This is a genomic window from Acinetobacter sp. YH01019 (assembly GCF_013420285.1).
Lineage (GTDB): Bacteria > Pseudomonadota > Gammaproteobacteria > Pseudomonadales > Moraxellaceae > Acinetobacter > Acinetobacter gandensis.
On record NZ_VOYM01000009.1, the window covers coordinates 1 to 17,496 of the forward strand.

A 17,496-nucleotide genomic window follows, 5' to 3' on the forward strand; every position below is an offset into this window, starting at 1 on the left:
AGGGTGGATGCGGTAAAGGTCGCCTTGTGAAGCAGAAAGCAAGTGAAATCCGTGAGGAAGTCGCCTAAGAGCTTTTGCTTTTAGAATCCTCCACTTGAGCTAGTCGAAAGTGGTGGGAGTATGTCAAAATCCCTGCGCTATTTAAACCCAAGCCTTGGTGATAAAACTCAAAAGATGCTTGAAGATCCTGAACGGCCAAGGTAATCATGGTGATATGTGGCTGCATTCAACGTTCCTTTTTATTGTTATGAGTCGTGCTGTAGAGTATAAGCTTAAACCTTTTCGTAGATAGACAAACAAAAAAATGTATCAAGTTTGGTCGTATTAACTCACTTAAAAAAAAGCAGGAGTGAACTCCTGCTTTGATCGGTGGAAATTTTTAGTTTAAGTCTAGGCCACTTTAAGCGTTGCGCGTTTTGCCGCAGGCGATTGATCTAGATAGGCAATTGCATCTTCAGTTTTAGCCTCATGTACCGGATCATACCAAGGCATTAAATAGCCCAATTGTTGTGAAACCAACCAAAATGGATGTGGGAGTAGGCGATTGTCTTTTTGTGCAATACGCGCCCATTCACGCCAAATCCAAGGTTTATATGCAGCAGGTTGAATAGACGCATAGCGTGGGTCTTGTTTCATGATATGTGCTGCGCCATCGACCCATAGACCAAGTACTGCTGCAATCACAATCACACTTTGATAATAACGTGAAATATAACCACCGCCGAGATGACGATATAAATCGAATGCAACTGTACGATGTTCAATTTCTTCGGCACCATGCCATTTCACTAAATCGAGCATGTTGGCATCTGCGCCCAAACGTTCCCATTCTTTATTGTAAAGGGCGTATTTACCCAAGACACAAGTCATATGTTCAACGGTTGCCACAATGCCGAGGCGGAAAAGATCCCATTGATGATCAAGCGCTTTTGGCACATTGAAACCTAAAGGCTGATCGGCCAGTAATTTTCCAAAGAGAAAATCCATCACATCTAAGTTGCGTTGAATGCTGATATTGCGCTGGGATAAATATTCTTTATTTGCCGAGTTATGCGCTTGAGCATGCATGGCTTCTTGGCGAATGAAGGCTTGAACGTCATCTTTTAACTTTTGATCGGTAATTTGTGGAAGAACTTTGTTGTAAAGACGGCAGAACCAAAACTCGCCCGCAGGTAAGATCATATTAATTTCATTAATGAAGTAGCTAACGAAAGGTTGATTGGGAACCCAATCGACTTGCGTGTCCTGCCATTCAAACTTCACTTTACGTGGCTTAATTTTATATTCAATTGATGAGCCTATTTTTGAATTTCTAAGGCGGGAGAGTAATTTCATGGGCTGTCCTTATTTTTATGTGATGTCGTACACATCCAATAAGTTCAGTATCCAAAAAAAATCCTGCATTGTGATTAGCAATACAGGACATTTCATTATCATCATATGATGGATTTTGTCAGACAATCAATCCAATCAGTGAGTTTGATGGTTTATTTAGTCAGCTTTGGGCTGTTGTTCTGTTGAATGATCTTGCGTGGCAGCATCAACTTCTACCTCATTAATGTCTGCTAAATCATCATGATCTACACTGTCATCTAAGCCGTCTTCAATATCATCTTCAGAAGCTTCAGGAATGCTGTCGAGATCAAATTCAGTAGACTGCTCAAGTGTAAAGTTAAGACGACCAGCCATGACACTGGCTAATTCTTGTAGGCCTTCTTTATTTAACGATGAGAACAACTGAATAGAGAAGCTCAGCTTCATTTTTTTCAATTCAGCTTTAACTTCTTGTAGTGCTTTCGATGCAGGGCCACGATTCAGTTTGTCGGACTTGGTTAATAGCACATGCACGAATAATTTACGTGAATAAGCCCATTCCAACATCATCACGTCAAAGTGTTGCAGCGGATGGCGAATATCCATCAAAAGCACAAGACCTTGCAAGCTTTGACGGTGAATTAAATAGTTTTCGAGTTCTTTTTGCCAAACGATTTTCATTGCTTCAGGTACAGCAGCATAGCCATAACCGGGTAAATCGACCAAACGCTGGTCAGGATTACCTAAGCTGAAGAAGTTAATCATTTGCGTGCGACCTGGTTTTTTAGATGCACGAGCCAACTGTTTTTGATTAGTTAGTGCATTAATTGCACTTGATTTGCCTGCGTTTGAGCGGCCAGCAAAGGCAATTTCATAACCTGTATCTTCCACACAAAGATTTAGTTTTGGCGCACTCATGAGGAATTCGGCTTTGCGTAACCAGTTGAGTGAGCGAACAGCATATTCAGTAACAGCAGAATCTACTTTCTTTTCATAAGTAATCTTTTGCTTTGGCGCATTGGCCGTTTTACTGTTTCGTGATTTTCCTCTGTGCTGATGCATAACCCAACTTCAATAACTAATTTACAAGCACGTATTATAAAGGAAGTCGGGCAGGCAAGCGAATTTTGTCGTGGATAATCTAGAATTACAGATTAATCATTTGGATAGGGGAATGAGTGGTAAATTTAGATTGACCTGTGGGTTGGATCACATCGGCAAGTGTGTGCTGATCTAAGCGTTGATAAAATTGCTCCAAAGCCTGATCAAGAATACCTTTTAAGCCACACTGATTACGTAATACGCATGGGGGTTCGTTACACTCAACAATTTGTTGATCACCCTGCAATATACGTACAATTTGTCCGAGTCGCATGTCTAGGACTTGCGGGTTGAGTCGCAGGCCGCCACCTTTCCCGCGTGTGGTAATCAGCCACTCGTGTTTCGCCATAAAATGAACGATTTTCACTAAGTGATTACGCGAGACCTGTAAATCTTCTGCTATTTCTGCAATGTTGTACGGTTGCTCGCGTGGGCGGGCAATATACAGCAGAATCCGCAAAGCGTAATCGGTAAATTTATTGAGCTGCATGAGGGTACTGATCGTTGATAAGCAAAAAAACAAAGGGCTAGTCTAGCATAACCTGACTAACCCTCTCTATTTTATGCCGATGACATGGGTTAGTGATGAACACCACCTGTGCCAAAAGCTTCACTGTGAATATTTTCGGCAGGAACACCACGGGCAATTAGGGCTTTTTGTTGTTCAGCCATAAATGGCATTGGGCCGCATAAGTAGTAGTCTGCTTGTACTGGTAGAATCGCGCTATCAATGGTACTCAAATCAAGGCGACCCTTCGCATCATAATCTTGACCCAAAACATCGCTTTGATGTGGGAACTCGTACGCAGTAAAGGTACTTAAGCGTGGGTATTTGGCCTTTAAGTCATGAATGTGCTGTTTCATGGCATGCACTTGTTTGCTGCGGCAGGCGTGTACAAAAGTCACAGGTTCTGGCATATCTAAAGTCACCAACTGATTTAGCATCGCCACCATTGGCGTGAGGCCTACACCACCACTAATGAATACATTGCGTTTGTTTGGGTCAATCAGGTAGAAGTTACCTGTTGGTGCAGATACTTCAATTTCAGCACCTTCGGCTAAACCATGCAGGGTATTTGACACCCAGCCTCCTGCCAAATCACCTTTTTCATCTTCGCGTTTGACCGAGATACGTAAATAGTCAGCTTGAGGGCTAGTTGAAATGGTATATTGGCGAGGTTGTTTTAGACCAAGTTCCTCAACAAATACACGTACTGAAATGTACTGACCTGCTTCATATTTTGGTAAATCACCACCGTCCACAGGGGCAAGATAGAAAGAAGTGATTTCATCGCTTTCAACCACTTTTTTCGCAATTTTAAAGTTGCGCCAGCCTAACCAGCTCCCTTTGGTTTGTTGATGTTGCTCATAAATCGCTTTTTCAGTGCTAATGAATAAATCAGCCAATTGACCATACGCTGTAGCCCAAGCATCAATCAATGGATCTTCCATTGAAATACTTAAAACTTCACTAATCGAATGGAGGAGGTTTTCACCAACAATGTTGTAGTCAGGTGCTTGAATATTCAAGCTGACATGTTTGTGGGCAATCAGCTCAACCACAGGAAGCAATACAGAAGGATCTTCAATGTTTTCTGCATAGGCCAACACAGCACCCGCCAAAGCTTGGGCTTGAGCACCACTGCGTTGATGCCCCATATTAAAGGTTTCTTTTAAATTAGGATTGTTGCCTAACATGCGGTTATAAAAATAACCTGTAAGTGCGACACCATTTTCACGAAGGACAGGAACAGTTGCTTTTACAAGGTCAATTTGCTGCGGAGTCATGTTTGATCTCTCTTGGCTATCATTTATAAGATGTATTTAAAATACATCTTATAAAATGTATTTACAATACATGTTTTAAATAAAACCATAAAAAAATTATGGGATATTAAAATATCCCATAATTCTGTTTGCTTTAATCGAATGAGTTAATTATCGAAGTCTTATTTTCTGCCAAACAGGGAGCCAAGTAGTCCACGAACAATTTTCTGACCCGTTGAGCCACCGAGGCTGCGAGCTGCACTTTTGGCAAATGTGCCTACGGTGTCCTGAATCAATTTTTCACGTTGCTTTGCAGAGCGCTCAGCTTCTTTTTGTTGCTCGCGCGCAATACGTTCTTGTTCTCGTGCTTGCTGTTTAGCGAGTGCCTCAGCTTCTTTGGCTTGTTGTTTGGCTAGAGCTTCTTGTTCTTTTGCTTGCGCTTTATCGACTTCGGCTTGTGCTGCTTGTTGTTGGCGTTGTTGTACTTTGTTCTGTAATTTTTCAAAGGCACTTTCACGGTCTGCTTCTGTGTCGTATACACCCGAGACAATGCTGCTTGCCATCAGTGTTTTACGCTCATCGACACTGATTGGACTAAATGAGGAGTAGGGTGGCATCACCCAAGCACGTTCTACAATTTGTGGAGTACCTTGCTCATCTAGACAGCTAATCAGCGCTTCACCGACAGCCAGTTCCGTAATCACCTGATCGACTTTAAACTCAGGATTGGCACGGAAAGTATCTGCGGCAGTTTTGACAGCTTTTTGATCTTTAGGGGTGAAAGCACGTAAGGCATGTTGTACACGGTTACCTAGTTGACCAAGAACACTTTCTGGCAAATCGAGCGGGTTTTGCGTGACAAAATAAATACCCACGCCTTTAGAGCGTATTAGACGCACCACTTGCTCAATTTTTTCTTGCAATGCTGGGCTGGCGTTATCAAACAATAAATGTGCTTCATCAAAGAAGAACACCAGTTTAGGTTTGTCCATATCACCGACTTCAGGTAATTGTTCAAACAACTCTGACAGCATCCAAAGTAAGAAAGTCGCATAGAGTTTTGGTGTGTTCATTAATTTGTCAGCAGCTAATAAATTAATATTGCCGCGGCCCTGAGCATCCGTTTGGATAAAGTCCATGATGTCGAGCGCGGGTTCACCAAAGAACTTGTCACCGCCTTGATCTGCTAGGGCAAGCAAATTACGTTGAATTGCCCCTAAACTTGCAGGTGAAAGATTACCGTAATCATTTTTAAACTCAGCTGCATGTTCAGATACATAGCTGATCATGGCTTTGAGGTCTTTAAAATCCAGTAATAACATGCCTTGATCATCCGCAATGCGGAAGACGGCTGACAGCACACCTTCTTGTGTGTCATTTAAATTTAAAATACGCGCCAATAGCAGTGGGCCAATTTCAGATATTGTGGTACGAATGGGATGACCTTGTTCTCCGAATAAATCCCAAAACACCACTGGCGAAGCTGCAAATGGAATTGAATTAATATGCAAGCTTTGAATGCGTGCATCAAATTTAGGGTTACTTTCACCTGCTTTTGCTAGGCTGGAAACATCGCCTTTGGCATCAGCTAAAAATACAGGTACGCCAATTCTAGAAAAATTTTCTGCCAACACTTTGAGGGTGACAGTTTTACCTGTCCCTGTTGCACCGGCAATTAAGCCGTGACGATTGGCAAATTGTGAATGTAAGACCACATCTTGTGTGGTGTCTTGCGTTTTCTTCGCAATAACAATTGGTGTACCCATAGATTGTCCTGTAATTATTCGAATTGCTGTTTATTTAAGTGTTGTAGTGCGTTTTCTATATCTTGGATTAAATCTGCAGGATGTTCTAGTCCTATACAGAAGCGGACCAATAATCCTGTTTTGATATGTGAATGTTCAAGCACACGCATCTCTTTTAAGTTATATAACATGACTAAACTGACTGGGCCACCCCAACTAAAGCCAAGTTTAAAGAGTGTTAATGCATCACAGAAAGTACGAATATCTTCAAGTGTGTATTTAGGATCAAACACCACACTGACTAAACCTGCACTATGTTGCTCTGTGCAGATTTCTTTCCAATAGTTGTGACCCGAGGATTGTTCGTCAGCAGGATGTAAGACTTGTACAAATTGCTTTTGTTGTTTCAGCCAATCAAGTAGCTGTAGTGCACTACGTGATTGATGCTCATAGCGGAGACGCATCGATGAAAGGCTGCGTTGTACTTGAGCGGCATCGTCGCCAGAAATACTAATCCCTTGAATGGCATGGGCACGGAATAATTGATGATGTAGCTTTTTATCTCGCGTGACAACAGAGCCCATAAGAATATCGCCACCACCACTTGGGTATTTAGTTAGTGCATGCACAGTAATATCAACACTTAAGTGCTCTGTACTAAAATCAAATGCATTAAAGGCAATACCTGCACCCCAAGTATTATCTAAAGCAGTCAACACATTGTGCGCTTGCGCTTTTTTAACCAAGCCAACTAGATTTGGAAATTCAAGCGTGACCGAACCTGCGGCTTCTAACCAAATGAGTTTTGTCTTATTGCTTGGAGCGAAGCTATCAACATCTATAGGGTTGTAAACTTTAACCATGACACCGTAGCGTTTTTCTAGATTGCGCAAATGTTCCATGTTTGGGCCATAGATATTGTCTGCCACCCAAACTTCATCACCGTGATTTAAAAAGCATGCATTGACAAGGTTAATTGCAGACAGACCACTTGGTGCAAGTAAGTGGTGTAGACCACCTTCAATTTGCGCAATGTTATCACCTAAAGTAAATGTGGTTGGTGTGCCATGCGTACCATAGCTATAGTCATAGTCATCGGTCCAATGGCGATTAAATAGGGCATTGGTATTTTCAAAAATAATGGTCGATGCGCGATACAGGGGAGGTTGAACCGTTGAAACGTATTGAGGGGCTTTTCTTGGTGCATGAATTAATTCTGTTTGTGGATTTTTTTTCACGGCTCAACTCGAAAATAGTGCTGCATAGCAGTGTATCGTATTGGAATGTGTCTTAAATACGCAGATTTAAGATGAATTTGTATAAAGAGATACTTTATAACAAAAGTTGGCTTCATTTTTGCAAAACCTGAATCAGAGCAACAACAATAGGTTTGAGCGCATGAAGTCGCATTTAAAAGTACATTATTTTCAGCACATTGCTGGTGAAGGGTTCGGAAGTTGTCATGATTTTTTAAAACAGCAAAATGCGCAAATTAGCGCAACTGAATTTTTTGCCTTACCTATAGATCAGGCCTTAGATCTTGAAGCACTCCCTTATGTTGAGGATGTGGATTTATTGATCATTATGGGAGGAACCATGAGTGTCAATGATGAGGCAAACTTTCCATGGTTAAAAATTGAAAAACGATGGTTAAGACGCTATTTGGCACTCGGTAAACCTGCCATTGGTTTGTGCCTTGGTGGTCAGCTTATTGCCAATGCGTTGGGTGGGGCGGTCAGTCGTAATCCGCAACAAGAATTGGGTTGGACGACTGTGCGTAAAGTGACAAATGTACCTCTAGAATGTTTTGAATTACCTGAAAACTTTAAAGTCATGCAGTGGCACAGCGAAACGTTTGAAATTCCACGCGGAGCAGTGTTGCTTGCAGAAAATGATGTTTGTCGTAATCAGATGTATCAAATAGGAAGTAATGTGTTGGGTTTTCAGTTTCACCCTGAAATAACCCCTGAAGTGCTCGATTTATTTTTAGAAAATGATGAAGAAGTTGCAATTTTTACAGGCAATCATGTGCAACCAGTAAATGAATTGCGTAAAAGTGCGAAAAGTAAATTTATTCAAGGAAATCAAATACTAAACCAAGCAATAGAGTATGTGTTAAGAAAAACTGCTTGCTGATTAAAAGTTAAGCGATTGATCTTGCATAAAAAATGAAAAATATAAGAAAAACAGCAAAAGAGATTTGCTTATGCAATAAACAATAGCTATAATGAGCGACCCTTTAATGAAAGGGGGTTAGCTACGAATAAAGTAGTTAACATCGTGACAGTCGCGGCATCGATCGTGACCTTAGTGATATTTCACTGCTCTTGACACTTGCCTCTTTAAAGTGGGGTGAGATGCGTCAAGGGTGATTCTTTATATATTTGGCTTGGAGTTAACTGGTATGTCTAACCAGAGAATTCGTATCCGTCTTAAGTCTTTTGATCACCGTTTAATTGATCAATCAGCTCAAGAAATCGTAGAAACAGCAAAACGTACTGGCGCACAAGTTTGTGGTCCAATTCCGATGCCTACACGTATCGAACGTTTTAACGTTTTAACATCACCACACGTTAACAAAGATGCGCGTGACCAATACGAGATCCGCACTTACAAACGTTTGATCGACATCGTTCAACCTACAGATAAAACTGTTGATGCATTGATGAAGTTAGATCTTGCAGCTGGTGTTGATGTTCAGATCGCTTTGGGTTAAGGCTTTCGGTTAATTAACGCTCTAAGTTAATTAGGCCGCTTTTTTAGAGGTTTATGCACATGGCTATTGGTTTAGTCGGTCGCAAGTGCGGTATGACACGTATCTTTACAGATGCTGGTGTTTCTGTACCTGTAACAGTGATTGAGGTTGATCCTAACCGCATCACACAAATCAAAACGCTTGAAACTGATGGTTATCAAGCGATTCAAATCACTACTGGTGAACGTCGCGAATCTCGCGTAACTAACGCTCAGAAAGGTCACTTCGCTAAAGCGGGTGTTGCTGCTGGTCGTCTAGTTCAAGAATTCCGCGCTACAGAAGCTGATCTTGAAGGTCGTGAAATTGGTGGCACTCTTACTGTTGAGTTGTTCACAGTTGGTCAAATCGTTGACGTAACTGGTACTTCTAAAGGTAAAGGTTTCCAAGGTGGTGTTAAGCGTTGGAACTTCCGTACGCAAGACGCAACTCACGGTAACTCACTTTCTCACCGTGTTTTAGGTTCTACTGGTCAAAACCAGACTCCTGGTCGCGTATTCAAAGGCAAAAAAATGGCTGGCCATTTAGGTGCTGAACGCGTAACTACACAGGGTCTTGAAATTGTATCTATCGACACAGAGCGTTCAGTTCTTGTTGTTAAAGGTGCGGTTCCTGGTGCTACTGGTGGCGACGTTATCGTTCGCCCTACGATCAAGGCCTGAGGGGAAATATTGTGAATTTAAATACTGTTTCCGGCTCTGCTGTTGAATTATCTGAAGTTGCTTTCGGTCGTGACTTTAACGAAGCTCTTGTACACCAAGTTGTTACAGCTTACTTAGCTGGTGGTCGTCAAGGTTCGAAAGCTCAGAAATCTCGTGCTGACGTATCTGGTGGTGGTAAAAAACCATTCCGTCAAAAAGGTACTGGTCGCGCGCGTGCTGGTTCTATTCGTAGCCCTATCTGGGTTGGCGGTGGTAAAACTTTTGCTGCTCGTCCACAAGATTGGTCTCAAAAAGTAAACCGTAAAATGTATCGCGGTGCTATGCAATGCATCCTAGCTGAACTTGTTCGTCAAGATCGTCTAGTTTTGGTTGAAGAGTTTGCTGTTGCTGCTCCAAAAACTAAAGAATTGCTTGCAAAACTTAACGACTTGAATGCTACTCGTGCATTGATCGTTACAGATGCTGTTGATGAGAACTTGTATCTTGCTGCTCGCAACATTCCACACGTTGATGTGGTTGATGCTACTGCAATCGATCCTGTTAGCTTGATCGCGTTCGATAAAGTTGTTATGTCTGTTGCTGCTGCTAAGAAAATTGAGGTAGAACTCGGATGAACAACGAACGTATCTATCAAGTCCTACAAGGACCTGTATTCTCAGAAAAAGCACAAGTTTTAGGCGAAACTGCTGGTGTTCAAGTTTTCAAAGTTGCTTTAAGCGCTAACAAACTTGAAATCAAAAAAGCTGTTGAGCAACTATTTGGTGTGGAAGTTGTTAAAGTTAACACGACTATCACTAAAGGTAAGACTAAACGCTTTGGTAAAACATTAGGACGTCGTTCTGATGTTAAAAAAGCATACGTCACCCTGAAAGCTGGCCAAGATGTTGAAATGGCTGACTTGGGCGATACCGCTGAAAACGCAGCGGAATAAGGACGAAAATTATGCCGATTCAAAAATGTAAGCCAACGTCTCCAGGACGTCGCTTTGTAGAGAAAGTGGTTCACGATCACCTTCACAAAGGCGCACCGTACTCTCCGTTGGTTGAAGCTAAAAAACGTACTGGCGGCCGTAACAACAATGGTCACATTACGACTCGTCACGTTGGTGGTGGTCATAAACAGCACTACCGTATCGTTGACTTCAAACGTAACAAAGACAGCATCCCAGCTGTAGTTGAGCGTATTGAATACGATCCTAACCGTACAGCTCATATTGCTTTATTGAAATATGCTGACGGTGAACGTCGCTATATTATTGCACCTAAAGGCCTTCGCGCTGGTGATCAAGTACAATCTGGTAACGATGCTCCAATCCGTCCAGGTAACTGCTTGCCACTTCGCAACATGCCAATCGGTTCTACTCTTCACAACATCGAGCTTAAAATCGGTAAAGGCGCACAATTAGTACGTTCTGCTGGTACTTCTGCTCAATTGTTGGGTCGTGACGGTTCTTACGCAATCATTCGTCTACGTTCAGGCGAAATGCGTAAAGTTCACGTTGAATGCCGTGCAGTTCTTGGTGAGGTTTCTAACCAAGAAAGCAACCTTCGTTCATTGGGTAAAGCTGGTGCATCTCGCTGGCGTGGCGTTCGTCCTACCGTTCGTGGTATGGCGATGAACCCAGTAGACCATCCACACGGTGGTGGTGAAGGACGTAACAAAGGTATTCAACCTGTAAGTCCATGGGGTCAAAAAGCTAAAGGGTACAAAACACGTACCAACAAGCGTACGACTAAGATGATCATTCGCGACCGTCGCGTTAAGTAACAAGTAAAGGAATCTGACAATGCCTCGTTCTCTGAAAAAAGGCCCATTCGTCGATGCGCACTTGTTCGCTAAGGTTGAAGCGGCTATCGCGGCTAATAACCGTAAGCCGATCAAAACTTGGTCGCGTCGTTCGATGATCCTCCCGGATTTTGTTGGTCTAACAATTTCTGTACACAATGGTCGTAACCATGTTCCAGTGATCGTATCTGAACACATGGTTGGTCATAAACTCGGTGAATTCGCGCCAACTCGTACCTATCGTGGTCACGGTGTTGACAAGAAATCTAAACGTTAAGGTGCGATGATGGAAGTTACTGCTAAATTACGCGGTGCCGCTATCTCGGCACAAAAAACTCGTTTGGTTGCAGATTTAATCCGTGGCAAATCAGTTGCTCACGCTTTAAATATCTTGAACTTCAGCAACAAAAAAGCTGCAGTTTTAGTGAAAAAAGCATTGGAATCTGCGATTGCAAACGCTGAACATAATAACAGTTTAGATGTAGACGACCTTAAAGTTTCTACGATCTACGTTGATGAAGGCACTAGCCTTAAACGTATTTTGCCACGTGCTAAAGGCCGTGCGGATCGTATTACTAAGCGTACTTGTCACATTACCGTTAAGGTAGGGGTTTGATATGGGTCAGAAGGTTCATCCAATCGGTATCCGCCTAGGTGTTGTGAAACGTCATAACGCTAACTGGTACGCGAATCCGAAACAATATGCTGAATACTTGCTTAAAGATTTGCAAGTTCGTGAGTTTTTAACAAAAAAACTTAAGAATGCAATGGTAAGCAATATTCTTATCGAACGTCCTACAGGCGCTGCTAAAATTACAATTAGCACTGCTCGTCCAGGTATCGTAATCGGTAAAAAAGGCGAAGACATTGAGAAATTACAGCGCGAATTAACATCTATTATGGGTGTTCCTGCGCAAGTAAGCATCAACGAAATCGATCGCCCAGACTTAGACGCTCGTTTAGTTGCTGAAGCAATTGCTTCTCAATTAGAAAAACGTGTTATGTTCCGTCGTGCTATGAAGCGTGCGGTACAAAACTCTATGCGTGCTGGTGCTAAAGGTATTAAAGTTGAAGTTTCTGGCCGTTTAGGCGGTGCTGAAATTGCGCGTACTGAGTGGTATCGTGAAGGTCGTGTACCTCTACATACACTTCGTGCTGACATCGACTACTCTTCTGTTCGTGCTGAAACTACATACGGTACGATCGGCGTTAAAGTTTGGGTATTCCGTGGCGAGATCTTGGGTGGCATGAAACAAGTCATGAACCCGGCTCCTGCTGAAGAACGTCCAGCTAAACGCGGTCGCGGTCGTGGTGAAGGTCAAGAGCGTCGTGGTCGTCGCAATGATCGTTCTGCTGAAAAAGGAGAATAATCCATGTTGCAACCTAAACGTACTAAATTCCGTAAAGTGCAGAAAGGCCGTAATACTGGTCTAGCTCACCGCGGTAGCTCTGTATCTTTTGGTACTATTGCACTTAAATCAATTGAACGTGGTCAAATGACTGCACGTCAAATTGAGGCAGCGCGTCGTACAATTAGCCGTCGTATTAAACGTGGTGGTAAAATCTTTATCCGTGTTTTCCCAGACAAACCAATTACTGAAAAACCATTAGAAGTTCGTATGGGTAAAGGTAAAGGTTCTGTGGAATACTGGGTTTGCCAAATCAAACCAGGTAAAGTCTTGTACGAAATTGATGGTGTTAACGAAGAATTGGCTCGCGAAGCGTTCACGCTTGCTGCTGCTAAACTTCCGTTTAAAACCGCTATCGTGACTCGGACGGTAATGTAATGAAAACTAAAGATCTACGTGAAAAGTCGGTTGAAGAGTTGACAGCTTTGCTTGATGAGCAACAGCTTAACCAATTCCGTCTTCGTATGGCGAAAGCAACTGGTCAATTGGGTAAATCGCACGAAGTTGCGCTTACTCGTAAAACTATTGCTCGTATTAAGACACTCCTAACCGCAAAACAGGGGAACGGACAATGAGTGAACAAACAGTTCGCACGTTAACCGGTAAAGTTGTAAGTGACAAGATGGACAAGTCTATCGTTGTACTTATTGAACGCCGCGTTCAACACCCGTTGTATGGCAAATCAATCCGCCGTTCAACTAAATTACACGCTCATGATGAGAGCAACACTGCTAAATTAGGCGATGTTGTAACAATCAAAGAAAGCCGCCCAATTTCTAAAACTAAGTCTTGGACTCTAGTTGAAGTAGTTGAAGCAGCTGCTGAGTAATTAACGTTCTTGTTGCATCATCGGTCAATTTCGAGTACTCTTTGAGCCTTTCGAAATTGCGACCGGTGATGCTCGGTTTTGGAGTAGGGCAATGATTCAAACCGAAAGTATGCTCGACGTAGCAGACAACAGTGGTGCTCGCCGCGTACAATGTATTAAAGTACTTGGTGGTTCACATCGTCGTTATGCTTCTGTTGGCGACATTATTAAAGTTACTGTAAAAGAAGCAATTCCACGTGGCCGTGTTAAAAAAGGTGACGTGATGAATGCTGTTGTTGTACGTACAAAATTCGGCATCCGTCGTCCAGATGGTTCAGTTATTCGTTTCGATGATAACGCAGCTGTTATTTTGAACACCAACAAAGCGCCGATTGCAACTCGTATTTTCGGACCAGTGACTCGTGAACTTCGTACTGAACAGTTCATGAAAATTATTTCATTGGCTCCTGAAGTTCTATAAGAGGCACTCATGGCTAAGATTAAAAAAGGCGATCAAGTAATTGTGATCGCAGGTAAAGAAAAAGGCAAACAAGGTACTGTTTTGTCTGTTTCTAATGACCGTGTTAAGGTTGAAGGCCTTAACTTGGTAACGAAGCATCAAAAGCCTAACCGAGCTACTGGCGCCGAAGGCGGCATCGTAACTCAAGAAGCTGAGCTTCATATCTCTAACGTGGCAATTTTTAATGCTACAACCCAAAAGGCTGACCGTGTTGGTTACCAAACGATTGAAGGCGTGAAAACTCGCGTATTCAAATCAAATGGTGAATCAGTGGCGGTAGCGAAGTAATAGGTTGACTAGGCAATGGCCAGACTTAAAACGCGTTACAACGACGAACTTAAGGCTCAATTAAAAGAAACATTGGGCGTTAAGAATGTGATGGATATTCCACGCATTACAAAAATCACCATCAACATGGGTGTTGGTGCTGCATCAGCTGACAAGAAATTGTTAGATGGCGCTCTTTCTGATATGCAAGCAATTGCTGGTCAAAAACCAGTACTTACTTTAGCTCGTAAATCTATCGCTGGTTTCAAAATCCGTGATGGTTGGCCGATTGGCTGTAAAGTTACTTTACGCGGCGAACGTATGTACGAATTCTTAGACCGTTTGATCTCTATCGCGATCCCTCGTATCCGTGACTTCCGTGGTTTCTCTGCGAAATCATTTGACGGTCGTGGTAACTACTCAATGGGTCTTAAGGAACAAATCATGTTCCCTGAAATCGATTTTGATAAGATTGATCGTATTCGTGGTATGGACATTACCATCACTACGACTGCTCGCACCGATGACGAAGGCCGTGCGCTTATGCGTGCATTCGGCTTCCCGTTCAAATAAGAGGTCGATATGGCTAAGAAAGGTATGATTAATCGCGAATTGAAACGCGAAGCTACTGTTGCTAAATACGCTGCGAAACGTGCTGAATTAAAAGCAATTATCGCAAACGTAAATGCATCAGACGAAGAACGTTTCGAAGCGATGATGAAATTTCAAGCATTACCACGTAATGCGTCTCCAGTACGTCTACGTAACCGTTGTGGTTTAACTGGTCGTCCTCATGGTTACTTCCGTAAGTTCGGTTTAAGCCGTAACAAATTACGTGAAACAGTAATGCAAGGTGATGTACCGGGCGTTGTTAAGGCAAGCTGGTAAGGAGCACTATAAATGAGTATGCAAGATACCGTTGCCGACATGCTAACACGTGTTCGTAACGCACAAATGGCTAAGAAACAAACTGTTTCTATGCCAAACTCAAAGTTGAAAGTTGCGATTGCTAACGTACTTCAACAAGAAGGTTATATCGCTGATGTAGCTGTTGCTGACAACGAAGGCAAAGCGACTTTAACGATTACTTTAAAATATTTCGAAGGCAAACCAGTTATCGAAACTGTGAAACGCGTAAGCCGCCCAGGTCTACGTCAATATCGCGGTAAAGATGCACTTCCTAGCGTTAAGCAAGGTTTAGGTGTTGCAATTGTTTCTACAAGCAAAGGCATCATGACTGATCGCGCTGCACGTGCTGCAGGCATCGGTGGTGAAGTTATTGCTTTTGTTTCTTAATAGGTGATTCCTCATGTCTCGTGTGGCTAAAGCCCCAGTAACTGTACCTAACGGTGTAACAGTTACTCAGAACGGCCGGCAGGTCGAAGTGAAAGGCACTAAAGGTACATTGTCTTTCAACCTGCATGCGCTGGTCGAGCTAAAACAGGAAGACGGTACATTAGTTGTTGCTCCTAAAGCTGAGTCGAAAGACGCTTGGATGCAAGCTGGTACTGCTCGCGCTGTTCTTAACAACCTTGTAAAAGGTGTTAGCGAAGGTTTCGAACGTAAGTTACAACTGATTGGTGTTGGTTATAAAGCTGCGGTTAAAGGTAATGTAATTAACCTTAACCTTGGTTTCTCACACCCAATCGACTACAACCTTCCTGAAGGTGTAACTGCTGAAACTCCTACTGCAACTGAAATCGTTCTTAAATCTGCTGATAAAGCGGCTTTAGGTCAAGTTGCTGCGGAAATTCGTGGTTACCGTCCTCCTGAGCCTTATAAAGGTAAAGGTGTTCGTTATTCTGACGAAGTTGTACTTCGTAAAGAAGCTAAGAAGAAATAAGGCGCGAGGTTCTTATGAACGAAAAGAAACAATCCCGTTTGCGTCGTGCGAAAAGCACACGCTTGCACATCCGTGCGTTGGGTGCGACTCGTTTGTGTGTAAACCGCACTCCGCGTCACATCTATGCTCAAGTTATCTCTGCAGATGGTGGCAAAGTATTAGCGCAAGCTTCTACTTTAGACGCTACTCTACGTGCTGGTACTACTGGTAACGTTGAATCGGCTCAGAAAGTTGGTGCTTTAATCGCAGAACGTGCTAAAGCGGCTGGTGTAACTAAAGTTGCATTTGACCGTTCTGGTTTCAAATATCATGGTCGTATCAAAGCCTTGGCTGATGCTGCTCGTGAAAACGGCTTGGAGTTCTAATCATGGCTAAAGTTGAACAAAACGAAGGTCTTGTTGAAAAGCTGGTTGCCGTTGATCGTGTAGCCAAAGTTGTTAAGGGTGGTCGTATCTTCTCTTTCACAGCATTAACTGTGGTAGGTGATGGTAATGGTCGCGTAGGTTTTGGTCGTGGTAAAGCACGTGAAGTTCCAGCTGCTATTTCTAAAGCACTTGAAGCTGCTCGTCGTAACATGATCACTGTTGACCTTGTTGACGGTACTGTACAACACCCTATTAATGCTCGTCACGGTGCAAGCCGCGTTTACATGCAACCTGCTTCTGAAGGTACTGGTGTAATTGCTGGTGGCGCTATGCGTGCAGTTTTAGAAGCTGTAGGTGTACGTAACGTATTAACTAAGTGTTATGGTTCTACTAACGCTGCTAACGTAGTTAACGCAACTTTCAATGGTTTGCGTGATATGACTTCTCCTGAGAAGGTTGCTGCGAAACGTGGTCTTTCAGTAGCACAAATTCAAGGGTAATCAATCATGAAAACGATTAAAGTTACCCAGACTAAATCTTCTGCGCATCGCTTGAAAAATCACAAGCTTAGCCTTAAGGGTTTAGGTCTGCGTCGTATTGGTCATACTGTTGAAGTGCAAGATACGCCTTCTAACCGTGGTATGATCAACCAAGTTTACTATATGGTTAGTGTAGAGGAATAAGCCATGACTCTGCGTTTAAATACAATTGCACCTGCAGAAGGTGCTAAACGTGATAACCTTCGTCTAGGCCGTGGTATCGGTTCTGGCGTTGGTAAGACTGGTGGCCGTGGTGTCAAAGGTCAAAACTCACGTAAGAGCGGTGGTACTCGTCCGGGCTTTGAAGGCGGTCAAACAGCGTTATATCGTCGTTTACCAAAATTCGGCTTCACTAGCCAACTCGCTTTGAAAACTGCTGAAGTACGCTTATCTGAGCTTACTAAAGTTGAAGGTGATATCGTTTCACTTGAAACTTTAAAAGCGGCGAATGTTGTTCGTAAAGACATGATTCGTGCTCGTATCGTACTTTCTGGTGAAATTACTCGTGCATTCACTATCCAAGGTGTTGCATTGACTAAAGGCGCTAAAGCTGCTGTTGAAGCTGCTGGCGGTAAAGTCGAGGAGTAATCCCCAGTGTCTATGACTCCTAGTTCGACAG

The 17,496-nt window shown here is 42.9% G+C and carries 29 protein-coding genes; 22 read left to right on the forward strand and 7 right to left on the reverse strand.

Annotated features, from left to right (window positions below):
• Positions 1-64: 64 nt before the first annotated feature.
• The 7 genes from FTT84_RS18005 to FTT84_RS03775 form a co-directional block, all read right to left on the reverse strand.
• Positions 65-226, reverse strand: a complete 162-nt coding sequence (locus FTT84_RS18005) for a VOC family protein (RefSeq protein WP_257222782.1) — start codon at positions 224-226, stop codon at positions 65-67.
• Between the two features lie 164 nt (positions 227-390).
• A complete protein-coding gene (locus tag FTT84_RS03750) occupies positions 391-1,335 on the reverse strand; it encodes a metal-dependent hydrolase (protein WP_180056762.1) in 945 nt (314 codons plus the stop codon).
• A gap of 156 nt (positions 1,336-1,491) precedes the next feature.
• Positions 1,492-2,376 (reverse strand): ribosome biogenesis GTP-binding protein YihA/YsxC, encoded by an 885-nt coding sequence (yihA, locus tag FTT84_RS03755; RefSeq protein ID WP_067762924.1) that lies wholly within the window; start codon positions 2,374-2,376, stop codon positions 1,492-1,494.
• An 85-nt stretch (positions 2,377-2,461) separates the two neighbouring features.
• Positions 2,462-2,905: an Rrf2 family transcriptional regulator gene (locus tag FTT84_RS03760; RefSeq protein WP_067762923.1), complete on the reverse strand. Its 444-nt coding sequence runs from the start codon at positions 2,903-2,905 to the stop codon at positions 2,462-2,464.
• Between the two features lie 89 nt (positions 2,906-2,994).
• The gene (gene hmpA, locus FTT84_RS03765; protein WP_180056760.1) at positions 2,995-4,203 is read right to left on the reverse strand and encodes an NO-inducible flavohemoprotein; all 1,209 of its coding nucleotides are present in this window, start codon (positions 4,201-4,203) and stop codon (positions 2,995-2,997) included.
• A 161-nt stretch (positions 4,204-4,364) separates the two neighbouring features.
• Positions 4,365-5,948 (reverse strand): helicase HerA-like domain-containing protein, encoded by a 1,584-nt coding sequence (locus FTT84_RS03770; protein ID WP_180056758.1) that lies wholly within the window; start codon positions 5,946-5,948, stop codon positions 4,365-4,367.
• A gap of 14 nt (positions 5,949-5,962) precedes the next feature.
• Positions 5,963-7,165, reverse strand: coding sequence for a PLP-dependent transferase (locus FTT84_RS03775; RefSeq protein ID WP_067762920.1), 1,203 nt, complete (start codon positions 7,163-7,165; stop codon positions 5,963-5,965).
• 160 nt (positions 7,166-7,325) lie between these two features.
• On the opposite strand from FTT84_RS03775, the gene FTT84_RS03780 reads away from it, so the two are divergent.
• The 22 genes from FTT84_RS03780 to rplO all read left to right on the forward strand — a co-directional run bounded on the left by FTT84_RS03780 (position 7,326) and on the right by rplO (position 17,465).
• Entirely contained in the window at positions 7,326-8,063 is a 738-nt protein-coding gene (locus FTT84_RS03780; protein ID WP_180056754.1) for a type 1 glutamine amidotransferase, read from the forward strand.
• A 268-nt stretch (positions 8,064-8,331) separates the two neighbouring features.
• Entirely contained in the window at positions 8,332-8,643 is a 312-nt protein-coding gene (gene rpsJ / locus FTT84_RS03785) for a 30S ribosomal protein S10 (protein ID WP_000070912.1), read from the forward strand.
• A gap of 59 nt (positions 8,644-8,702) precedes the next feature.
• Positions 8,703-9,341, forward strand: a complete 639-nt coding sequence (rplC, locus tag FTT84_RS03790; protein WP_067762918.1) for a 50S ribosomal protein L3 — start codon at positions 8,703-8,705, stop codon at positions 9,339-9,341.
• A gap of 11 nt (positions 9,342-9,352) precedes the next feature.
• Positions 9,353-9,955, forward strand: coding sequence for a 50S ribosomal protein L4 (gene rplD, locus FTT84_RS03795; RefSeq protein WP_067762917.1), 603 nt, complete (start codon positions 9,353-9,355; stop codon positions 9,953-9,955).
• Positions 9,952-10,272 (forward strand): 50S ribosomal protein L23, encoded by a 321-nt coding sequence (gene rplW, locus FTT84_RS03800; RefSeq protein ID WP_067762916.1) that lies wholly within the window; start codon positions 9,952-9,954, stop codon positions 10,270-10,272. The genes rplD and rplW overlap by 4 nt, the downstream gene beginning before the upstream one ends.
• Before the next feature lie 11 nt (positions 10,273-10,283).
• The gene (gene rplB, locus FTT84_RS03805; protein WP_067762915.1) at positions 10,284-11,108 is read left to right on the forward strand and encodes a 50S ribosomal protein L2; all 825 of its coding nucleotides are present in this window, start codon (positions 10,284-10,286) and stop codon (positions 11,106-11,108) included.
• A gap of 19 nt (positions 11,109-11,127) precedes the next feature.
• The gene (gene rpsS, locus FTT84_RS03810) at positions 11,128-11,403 is read left to right on the forward strand and encodes a 30S ribosomal protein S19 (protein ID WP_004281508.1); all 276 of its coding nucleotides are present in this window, start codon (positions 11,128-11,130) and stop codon (positions 11,401-11,403) included.
• Between the two features lie 9 nt (positions 11,404-11,412).
• On the forward strand, positions 11,413-11,742 hold the full coding sequence (gene rplV / locus FTT84_RS03815; RefSeq protein WP_067762914.1) for a 50S ribosomal protein L22: 330 nt from the start codon (positions 11,413-11,415) through the stop codon (positions 11,740-11,742).
• A gap of 1 nt (position 11,743) precedes the next feature.
• The gene (rpsC, locus tag FTT84_RS03820) at positions 11,744-12,496 is read left to right on the forward strand and encodes a 30S ribosomal protein S3 (RefSeq protein ID WP_067762913.1); all 753 of its coding nucleotides are present in this window, start codon (positions 11,744-11,746) and stop codon (positions 12,494-12,496) included.
• A 3-nt stretch (positions 12,497-12,499) separates the two neighbouring features.
• On the forward strand, positions 12,500-12,913 hold the full coding sequence (gene rplP / locus FTT84_RS03825) for a 50S ribosomal protein L16 (RefSeq protein ID WP_067762912.1): 414 nt from the start codon (positions 12,500-12,502) through the stop codon (positions 12,911-12,913).
• Positions 12,913-13,110 (forward strand): 50S ribosomal protein L29, encoded by a 198-nt coding sequence (gene rpmC / locus FTT84_RS03830; protein ID WP_067762911.1) that lies wholly within the window; start codon positions 12,913-12,915, stop codon positions 13,108-13,110. Before rplP ends, rpmC begins: the two co-directional genes overlap by 1 nt.
• Complete coding sequence (gene rpsQ, locus FTT84_RS03835) at positions 13,107-13,364, forward strand: 30S ribosomal protein S17 (RefSeq protein WP_067762910.1); 258 nt, start codon at positions 13,107-13,109, stop codon at positions 13,362-13,364. The genes rpmC and rpsQ overlap by 4 nt, the downstream gene beginning before the upstream one ends.
• Positions 13,365-13,455: 91 nt before the next feature.
• Positions 13,456-13,824: a 50S ribosomal protein L14 gene (rplN, locus tag FTT84_RS03840; RefSeq protein WP_067762909.1), complete on the forward strand. Its 369-nt coding sequence runs from the start codon at positions 13,456-13,458 to the stop codon at positions 13,822-13,824.
• Between the two features lie 9 nt (positions 13,825-13,833).
• Positions 13,834-14,151, forward strand: coding sequence for a 50S ribosomal protein L24 (gene rplX / locus FTT84_RS03845; RefSeq protein WP_067762908.1), 318 nt, complete (start codon positions 13,834-13,836; stop codon positions 14,149-14,151).
• A 15-nt stretch (positions 14,152-14,166) separates the two neighbouring features.
• On the forward strand, positions 14,167-14,703 hold the full coding sequence (gene rplE, locus FTT84_RS03850) for a 50S ribosomal protein L5 (RefSeq protein ID WP_067762907.1): 537 nt from the start codon (positions 14,167-14,169) through the stop codon (positions 14,701-14,703).
• A gap of 9 nt (positions 14,704-14,712) precedes the next feature.
• The gene (gene rpsN / locus FTT84_RS03855; RefSeq protein WP_067762906.1) at positions 14,713-15,018 is read left to right on the forward strand and encodes a 30S ribosomal protein S14; all 306 of its coding nucleotides are present in this window, start codon (positions 14,713-14,715) and stop codon (positions 15,016-15,018) included.
• Positions 15,019-15,030: 12 nt separating this feature from the next.
• Positions 15,031-15,426, forward strand: coding sequence for a 30S ribosomal protein S8 (gene rpsH / locus FTT84_RS03860; protein ID WP_067762905.1), 396 nt, complete (start codon positions 15,031-15,033; stop codon positions 15,424-15,426).
• Between the two features lie 13 nt (positions 15,427-15,439).
• Complete coding sequence (gene rplF / locus FTT84_RS03865) at positions 15,440-15,973, forward strand: 50S ribosomal protein L6 (protein ID WP_180056752.1); 534 nt, start codon at positions 15,440-15,442, stop codon at positions 15,971-15,973.
• A gap of 14 nt (positions 15,974-15,987) precedes the next feature.
• Positions 15,988-16,338: a 50S ribosomal protein L18 gene (gene rplR / locus FTT84_RS03870; RefSeq protein ID WP_067762903.1), complete on the forward strand. Its 351-nt coding sequence runs from the start codon at positions 15,988-15,990 to the stop codon at positions 16,336-16,338.
• Between the two features lie 2 nt (positions 16,339-16,340).
• On the forward strand, positions 16,341-16,838 hold the full coding sequence (gene rpsE / locus FTT84_RS03875) for a 30S ribosomal protein S5 (RefSeq protein ID WP_067762902.1): 498 nt from the start codon (positions 16,341-16,343) through the stop codon (positions 16,836-16,838).
• 6 nt (positions 16,839-16,844) lie between these two features.
• The gene (rpmD, locus tag FTT84_RS03880) at positions 16,845-17,021 is read left to right on the forward strand and encodes a 50S ribosomal protein L30 (protein WP_067762901.1); all 177 of its coding nucleotides are present in this window, start codon (positions 16,845-16,847) and stop codon (positions 17,019-17,021) included.
• A 3-nt stretch (positions 17,022-17,024) separates the two neighbouring features.
• Positions 17,025-17,465 (forward strand): 50S ribosomal protein L15, encoded by a 441-nt coding sequence (gene rplO, locus FTT84_RS03885; RefSeq protein ID WP_067762900.1) that lies wholly within the window; start codon positions 17,025-17,027, stop codon positions 17,463-17,465.
• Positions 17,466-17,496 lie beyond the last annotated feature (31 nt).